We start from the raw sequence: 7,982 nt of genomic DNA, 5'->3' as shown, positions 1-7,982 counted from the left end.
GGACGAGCGGGGCGCGGTGGGCGTCGCGGGCACCGCCTCGGGCGCGGGCGCGGCGGACGCGGGCGCCGACGGCGCGGACGCGGCGGTGCGGCCTGCGGCGACCGCCGAGACCGGGGTGGCAGTCGACGGCGCGGACGCCACTGACGCGGGTGGAGCGAGTGTGGCTGGCGCGGACGCGGGTGCGGGGGAGCCTGGCGTCGGTGGTGGTGGCGCCGGTGGTGGTGGTGTGTCGGTCGTGGTGCTCGATGCATCCGTGGTGCAGGTGACGTCGGTGACAGTGGTGGATGCGCTGACCGACCTCGATCGGCAGCTGGCCGAGAAGGGGGCGCGGCTCGAGATGGCGGCGCTGCCCGAGGGCGCGCTCACGCTGGCGCGCAAGACCTCGTGGTGGCAGGGGCTCGAGGCGGCCGGCCGCATCCACCCGACCGTCGAGTCCGCCCTAGCCGCCCAGCGCTGAGCCACCGCTCGGGCGCGCCCACCGCGCACCTGCGCCCTCGTCCCGGCGCCCTGTGCGAATCCGAAAACTCTTCCCACTTCCGCGAGAAGTCAAAACTCGGTCTATTTCAGGGGTGATTGCAACGAAAGCTGACTTCTCGGGGGAGTGGGCTGGTGGCGAGAAGTCATTATTGGGTGTGTTGCGGGGGTGTTTGCACCGGATAGTGACTTCTCGCGGGGCGCGGGCGGGGCGGGGGGGCTCAGAGAGAGCGGGCGCAGCGGAAGCCGATGTGGGTCGTGGCGGTGTCGTCGGATTGCGGGGAGCGCGCCGCGGGGCGGTAGCGCAAGCAGTATTCGGGGGCGCAGAGGTGAGAGCCGCCCTTGAGCACGCGGCGCGGGATGGTCGAGCCGGGTTCCGCGCTCGCCGCCGCGAGGTCGTCGGTGCTGCCGGAGGCGGTCGGCGCGGGAGACCCACCGGCGGGGCCCAACAGGTCGACGCGGCCCTCGCGCGCCGGCGCGGCATCCTGGGTCGGAACGATGTGGCCGTAGGTGTAGTAGTCGCTGGTCCACTCCCAGACGTTGCCGATCATGTCGAACAGGCCGAAGTCGTCGGCCGGGAAGCTGCCGACCGGCGAGGTGCCGACCCAACCGTCGGCGCCGGTGTTGAGGTAGGGGAAGCGGCCCTGCCAGGTGTTGGCCATCAGGCGGCCGTCGCGGCGGGGTTCGTCGCCCCACGCGTAGGTGCGGCCGTCGTGGCGGCCGCGGGCGGCGCGTTCCCATTCGGCTTCGGTGGGCAGGCGCTTTCCGGCCCAGGTGGCGAAGGCGGCGGCGTCGTCGAAGGCCACTGCGACCACCGGATGCTCGAGGCGGTCATCGACGGACGACCCCGGCCCGAACGGCTCACGCCAGTGCGCTCCCGGCACCCACTGCCACCACGTCCGCCAGTCGGAGAGGTCGACCGGACCCGGTGTGGGGCGGAAGACCATCGCTCCGGGGACGAGGTCGGCGGGGTCGACGCCGGGGTAGTCCGCGGGGTCGAGGGGCAGCTCGGCGACGGTGACGTAGCCGGTGTCGGCGACGAACTCGGCGAAGTCGCGGTTGGTCACGAGGCGCTCGTCGAGCTCGAACGGCTCGACCGTGCGCCGGTGCGCGGGGAGTTCGTCGGCGTAGAATCCCGAGGCGCCCATCTCGAACTCACCGCCGTCGATGCGCCGCATGGGGCTGGTGGTCGGGCTGGTGGGTCGACTTGGGTCGGTGGGACGACGCGGCCTCGTGGGTCGACTCGTGCTCATGCGACCACCGTACTCGCGGCGGCCTCGGGGCGCGTCACCCGATCCGAGCGATGTGGGGCGCGTGGGCGCTCGCGGGGTGTGCCAGCGTGATGCCGGGCGCCGGTCGGGTGACGGGCCCTCGGAGTGTCATCCGCGCCCGGTTTGTTTCAGTGCGCCCCTCGTGAACGGTGCGCTCGAACAGAAGGGGCGCGTAGGCGCTCGCGGCGGTAGGCACGCGTGATTCCGGGCGCCGGCCGGCTGACGGGGCGTCAGGCGCTCTCTCGTTCCGCGCCTGTTTTGTTCGGGTGCGCCCTTTGTGAACGGCGCACGCGAATAGAAGGGGCGCGTAGGCGCTCGCGAGGGGCGCGAACTGTTGCGGGAGTGCGCGGGCCGGTCGGTCTGGCGGGGGAGCGCCGGTCGGGGAGGAATCTGCGCGTCCAGGCGTTGCCGGCGCGCGCTACTCGGCGCGCACGTCGAGGTGGAGGCCCTCGGCGAGGGTGATGGCCTGGTCGACGGTGATGATCGCGCCGGCCAGCTGCACCGCGAGAGGGTCGAGGCCGGTGAGGTCGCTGCCACGGAGGTCGCAGCCGGTGAAGTCGGCGCGGGTAAACGTGGCTCCGGAGAGGTCGAGGTCGCGCAGGGTGGCGCCGGCGCAGCGAGCACCGGTGAGATCGGCCTCGCGGAGCCGTGCGCCCGTGAAGACGGCCCCGCGCAGGTCGGCGCCACGCAGCTCGGTGAACGACCAGTTGCCGCCGTCGACGCGGGTGAGGTTCCACTCGCAGTCGCCGAAGACGCTGCCCACCAGCTTGCAGCGGGTGAACGATGCGTCGAAGAACGTGCAGCCCGAGAACACGCAGTTCGTGAACGCCGCATCGGAGTGTTGCGACACGTTGAACCGCACGTTGCGGAACTCGCAGCCGTCGAATGCTGCACCCTGATCGACCACCTCGGTGAAATCGCAATCGGCGAAGAGCACACGTTCGAACCGGTCGTCGGCACCCAACTCGCGCCCGTACCAGTCTTCGCCGACGACACGGCGCTCGATCGCGAGGGCATGCTCGGCACTTCTGCGCTCAGCCATGCCAGAAGCCTAGAGGTGACCGCCGACGCCGCCCCGCTGCCCCAGCCCGACCGACGACGCCCCCGCCTCGCAGACCCTGCCCACGGAGTACCGCTCAGCCCGGAAGGAGGGTGCGCGTCCAGGCGTCGTCGGCGCGACGGAACTCCGTGCGCCGGGAGGCCGTGTCGGGGTTGCCCTGCCAGAAGGTGAGGCGCACGGGGCGCACGACGAAGCCGTCCCAGGTCGAGGGTGGGGTGAGGGCGGCATCCGGATGCTGCGACCCGAACTCCGCCCAGGCCGCGAGCCGCTCGGCGAGGGGTCGCTGCGCGAACTCGACGGTGTTCAGCCAAGCCAGTTGCCGCAGGTAAGGGGAACGGTGCTCGTAAGCCCAGTCGCGCTCATCGGGCGACGCGCGCCGGGCATCGCCCTGCACCACGAGTTGCCGGCCCGGCCAGATCAGCGTCAGAGCCACCCGCGGATCGCCTGTGACATCGGCGACCTTGCGCGAGCGCGAATCGGTGTGGAAGTAGAAGCCGTCGGCGTCGAACTCCGAGAGCAGCACGGTGCGGGCGTCGGGGTAGCCGCTCGCCGACACGGTCGACAGGGTCATCAGCGGCCGAATCGGGTCGTCGTTCGACGGCAGCCACGCCGCCAGCAGCTCGGCCGGATCGTCGACGCCCGCGGGGTCGATCGAGCCGGCGTCGGCGGTGGAAGGGGTGGGGGCGGCCCCGGTGGGCGGCTCGGGGGTTTCGCTCACGCCTCGCCGACTCCGAGCTCCACGACCTCGACCGACTCGAGGTCGACCGCACCGGCCGCGACCGCGCCGGCACTCTCCGCACCCGCGCCGCCGCGCGGACCCGCCGCGTCGAAGAGCGCGATCTCGGCGAACGCCGCCACCGAATCCTCCACCGCAGCGTCGAACAGCTCGGCCCCGTAGGCCGCCGTCGCACCGGTCGGGTCGCCGAGCGTGCCGTTGGTCGAGAAGTCGTTCGAGAGCCATCCGAAGGTCACACGCTTCTTGAAGCCGATGTGCTCGTAGCCGGCCAGATGCTCCGGCACACTGCGCTCGGCGACCGAGAGATCGACCAGGTCGGGTCGCAGGTGCAGCACGAGCGAGGTCTCGGAATGCCCGGCGTGGATGCCGAGGCCGAACTCCTCCGGACCGTCGTGCGCCCCCGCCGGCACCGTGGCGCCCATCAGGAACGTCTGCAGCCCGAACCTCCGCCGCAGCTCACGGCACGCCACCTGCAGCAGCGCCAGGTTGCCCCCGTGGCCGTTGAAGAACACGAGTTTGCGGGCCGGCGTCGCGGCGATGGAGTTGCCGAGCTCGACGACGGTCTGCATGAGGGTGTCCCAGCTGATCCACATCGTGCCGGGCGCCCAGTGGTGCTCGTCGGACTTCGTGTAGGCGAGGGTCGGCAGGATCCAGACATCCTGACCCTCGGATGCCGCCCGCACGACCGACGCGTTCGCCACGCTGTCGGCGATGAGGTAGTCGGTCATGAGCGGCAGATGCGGACCGTGGTGCTCGATCGCACCGGTCGGCAGCACGATGACCGAGTCGGCCGAGAGCGCCGCGGTCGCCGCGGTGCCCGAGAGCTCGACGAGCTTGCGCGACGAGCGGGCAGAGACCGCGGAGCGCGTGGAGCCGGCGGAAGCAGCGGAGAAGCCGGTCATGCGCTCTTCGGCCCGACCCACTTGGTGCCGGTCGGCACGGTCTCGCCGGTGGGGATCTTGCCCGGGTTGAGCAGCCCGTCGGGGTCGGTGGTGGCGGCCAGTGCCTTCGTGCGCGCCACCTCGTGGTCGACGAACCACTGATGCGGGCTGTGATACCCCACCCCGATCGCGGCCAGCCGGTCGTAGCCCGCGTAGACCTCCTCGGCGCTGACGTACGGCGCAGCCAGCATGCCGATCGGGTGGTCGCGCTGCGCCTCGATGTGCAGCAGCCCGCCCGGGTAGACCTCGTGCACCTCGTCGAGCCGCTCCACCAGCGCCGCCCCCGACACCTCGACATGGAACCAGGTCTCGTCGGGCACCGACTTCTGCAGCCACTCGATCGGGTGGTTGTACGACAGCATCGAGATCTTCACCGTGGCCTGCGGGCCTTCGCGCACCTCTTCGACCCGACCGCCGGCGCCCTCCACCAGGGCCGTCGCCGCCTCGACCGTCGACGGGTCGAGGATCGCGCGCAACGACGCCCGGTCTTTCGGAATGGCGGCGTCGGCCGGCAGGGCGTTCGCGATTCTCGGCAGGTCGGCCGACACCAGCCGCGGCGTGGGCGAGAGCCAGCCGATCTCACGGATGACGGAGGTGGCGTCGTCGAAGGTCGGGAAGCTCGCATAGAACCCGACCCACTCCTGAAGGGGCTCGAGCGCGATGGTGGCGCGGGCGATGATGCCCGCGGTGCCGTAGGTGTGCACGTAGGGCTGCGCGGCCTCGCCCTCGACGTGCACGAGCTCGGCGACGGGCGACGCATAGACAACGTCGAGCGCGAGCACGTAGTCGCCGCTCATGTTCGAGCCGTGCTTGATCGACCCGGTTCCGCCCGACCCGCCCGAGAGGAACCCGCCGATCGACGACTGCGCCGTGGAGGGGTACATCAGAATCTGCTGGCCCGCCTCGCGCGCGGCCTGCTCGATGGTGACCATCGGCGTTCCCGCCTCGGCCACGAGGTAGCCGTCGCCCACCTCGACCACGGCCCGGGCCTTCGACATGTCGAGCACGAGCCCGCCCTCGAGCGGGATGGCCTGACCGTAGTTGCCGGTGCCCTTGCCACGCGGGGTCACCGAGACGCCGTGCCGCACCGCAGCGGCCACCACCTCGGCGATCTGCTCGGCGCTGGTGGGAAACGCGACGATGTCGGCGAGACCGAGCGGCAGCTGCTCGGCGAGGATGGGCGACATCTTCGCCCCGTCGACCGAGGCCTTCTCGCGGCCACGGAGTTCGGTGGTGACGCCGCGTTCGCCCAGCAGGCCGACGAGTTCTTCGGCGAGGGCGGCGATCTGTTCGGGTGACGCTGTCATTGTGGATCCTTTGGTGCGCGAGCGGGAGGGCGTGGGTGAGAAAGAAGACGAGCGGATGCCGGCACGGTCAGTGCATGATCATTCCGCCGGTGACGTTGATGGCCTGCCCGGTCATGTAGGCCGCGTCGGCCGAGGCCAGGAAGGCGGCCACGCCGGCGACATCCGCCGGGTCGGCGAGCCTGCCGAGCGGCGAGTAGCTCGACCACTCGGCCACGTCGGCCTCGGTGCGGGTGGCGGCGCCCATCTCGGTGAGCACGTAGCCCGGGCAGATGCAGTTGGCGGTGATTCCGGATGCGCCGAGTTCGAGGGCGGTCACCCGGGTGAGGGCGATGACGGCGGCCTTCGAGGCCGCGTAGTGACCCTGGCCCGCGCCGCCGGTCTTGCCGGCCATGCTGGCGAGGTTGATGACGGTGCCCCCGGTGCCGGCGGCGATCATCGAGCGCGCCGCCACCTGGGTGGTGACGAGCATCGCGGTGGTGTTGATGGCGAAGGTGCTGTTCCAGTCGTCGACCGTGATGTCGAGCAGCGGCGAGAACCGCAGGATGCCGGCGTTGTTGACCAGCACGTCGATGCCGTCGAGGGTCTCGATGGCCTGGCCGAGCGCATCCGTGGTGCTCACCTGATCGGTGAGGTCGACGGGCACGAAGTGGCAGCGCAACTCGCGGGCGAGCGCGGAGCCCTGCTCGGCGAGGCGGTCGAGAACGCTGATCTCAGCGCCCTCGACCGCGCATCGCCGGGCGATCTCGGCACCGATGCCGCGCGCGCCCCCCGTGATCACTATCCGCTTTCCGGCGAGCCTCTGACTCGTCGTGCGGCTGTCGGCCACGGTGGGGAGCGACATGGTGCGGTGCCTATCTCTCGGGTGGAGCGGGTGGTGGAGCGGTGGTGCGTGGAGCGGTGGTGGGTGGAGCAGTGGAGCAGTGGTGCGGTGCGGCTACCGGACTACTTCAGACCGATCGACGTGTCGATGTAGTCGTTCGTGTAGAGGTCGGTCGCCTCGAGGCCTTCGGCCGGCGGGGTGCCGAGCTTCTCGAAGATCGGCGTGGCCTGGGTGAAGAAGTCGGCCAGTCGGGCGTCGTCGAAGTCACCGATGGTGTCGTTGTCGCCGTTCGAGACGATGCCGAGGTCGGTCATGGTCTTGAACGAGTAGTCGGCGACACCCTGCGAGTAGACCCAGCCGGTGTCGAACTGGTCGACGAGGTCGAGAATCAGGCTGTTGGCGGTGGCAGGGTCGGCGAAGTAGTCGACCTCGGCCTGCTGCAGCACGGGCACCAGGGCCTTGAGGCAGTCGGCGTTCGTCTCGAGGTCACCCGTGCGGATGGCCATGACCGACTGGTAGTAGTCGTAACCGGTGTCGTTGATGAGCTGGAACTTGACCGGCTTCATCCACTCCGAGACCTCGTTCTCGTAGATGTAGGGCTCGGCGGTGGCGAAGCCCTGCTGGGCGGCCTTGCCCTGGTCGGCCACGAAGTTCGCCGGGGTGCCGTCGTAGGACCCGTCGGCTTGCGCCTCGGGAACGATCCCTGCCGACTTGAGGTACTCCATGTAGGCCGAGTCGGCGAAGTAGCGCACGATGGCGCCCTTCTTGGTGACGTCTTCGATGGTCTCGGCGTCGGGGTAGGTCTCCGGGTCCCACATGATCATCAGCGGGCTCTTGTCCAGCGGCGCGAAGACGGCGGTGGTGGGGAAGTCGGCCGAGTTCTGGATCTGCTCGTCGGTCGAGACGTAGCCGAGCATGATGTCGGGGTCTTGGTACATGGTCGAGGTGACGGTCTGGAAACCGATGGCCGGGCCGCCGGAGCGGATCTCGACGTCGACACCGGTGTACTCGCCGGCCGAGAACAGCGGGCCGGAGACCTTCTTGTTGGCCGCATCGATCACCGGGTCGGGGCCGAGCAGTTCGTAGAGGTGGCCGTGCTCGGCCTCGGGGTTCCAGTCGGTCTGCAGAACGATGTTCGCCGGGCAGACGCCGGACAGGTCGGTCGCGCCGATCGTCAGGTCGCTCGACGGGGTCGAGTCGTCGCTCGACGCCGAGCTGCTGCACGCGGAGAGCGTGAGTGCGGTGGTGGCGACTACGCCGGCTACGAGGATGAGCCGGGTTCGGGTGCTGCGCATGTCATCTCCTTCTAGGGGTGGTGCGGTGTGATTGTGGTGCGGGTGGGACAGATGAGGAGAAACGGATGCCGGTGGTGC

General features: G+C 70.4%; 7 protein-coding genes and 1 pseudogene. 1 reads left to right on the top strand and 7 read right to left on the bottom strand.

Features of this window, described 5'->3' with window-relative positions:
• Positions 1-457 (top strand): annotated as a pseudogene (locus N1032_RS11305) (hypothetical protein); the annotation flags it as partial.
• Between the two features lie 238 nt (positions 458-695).
• Here N1032_RS11305 and N1032_RS11300 read toward each other — a convergent pair.
• From N1032_RS11300 to N1032_RS11270, 7 genes are all read right to left on the bottom strand, one after another.
• Complete coding sequence (locus tag N1032_RS11300; RefSeq protein WP_259539195.1) at positions 696-1,652, bottom strand: formylglycine-generating enzyme family protein; 957 nt, start codon at positions 1,650-1,652, stop codon at positions 696-698.
• Between the two features lie 511 nt (positions 1,653-2,163).
• Positions 2,164-2,787, bottom strand: coding sequence for a pentapeptide repeat-containing protein (locus N1032_RS11295; RefSeq protein WP_259539164.1), 624 nt, complete (start codon positions 2,785-2,787; stop codon positions 2,164-2,166).
• Positions 2,788-2,881: 94 nt separating this feature from the next.
• On the bottom strand, positions 2,882-3,523 hold the full coding sequence (locus N1032_RS11290) for a pyridoxine/pyridoxamine 5'-phosphate oxidase (RefSeq protein ID WP_259539163.1): 642 nt from the start codon (positions 3,521-3,523) through the stop codon (positions 2,882-2,884).
• Positions 3,520-4,443: a creatininase family protein gene (locus tag N1032_RS11285; protein ID WP_259539161.1), complete on the bottom strand. Its 924-nt coding sequence runs from the start codon at positions 4,441-4,443 to the stop codon at positions 3,520-3,522. Before N1032_RS11285 ends, N1032_RS11290 begins: the two co-directional genes overlap by 4 nt.
• Positions 4,440-5,789, bottom strand: a complete 1,350-nt coding sequence (locus N1032_RS11280) for an FAD-binding oxidoreductase (protein ID WP_259539160.1) — start codon at positions 5,787-5,789, stop codon at positions 4,440-4,442. The genes N1032_RS11285 and N1032_RS11280 overlap by 4 nt, the downstream gene beginning before the upstream one ends.
• Positions 5,790-5,856: 67 nt before the next feature.
• On the bottom strand, positions 5,857-6,630 hold the full coding sequence (locus N1032_RS11275; RefSeq protein ID WP_259539159.1) for an SDR family NAD(P)-dependent oxidoreductase: 774 nt from the start codon (positions 6,628-6,630) through the stop codon (positions 5,857-5,859).
• 101 nt (positions 6,631-6,731) lie between these two features.
• Positions 6,732-7,904 carry an ABC transporter substrate-binding protein gene (locus N1032_RS11270; RefSeq protein ID WP_259539158.1) on the bottom strand — a complete coding sequence of 391 codons (1,173 nt, stop codon included), beginning with the start codon at positions 7,902-7,904 and terminating at the stop codon, positions 6,732-6,734.
• Positions 7,905-7,982: the final 78 nt, after the last annotated feature.

The organism is Herbiconiux daphne (assembly GCF_024979295.1).
Taxonomy (GTDB): Bacteria; Actinomycetota; Actinomycetes; order Actinomycetales; family Microbacteriaceae; genus Herbiconiux; species Herbiconiux daphnes.
Note: the sequence above shows the minus strand (reverse complement) of the source record. Positions and strands in the feature narration are given on the sequence as shown.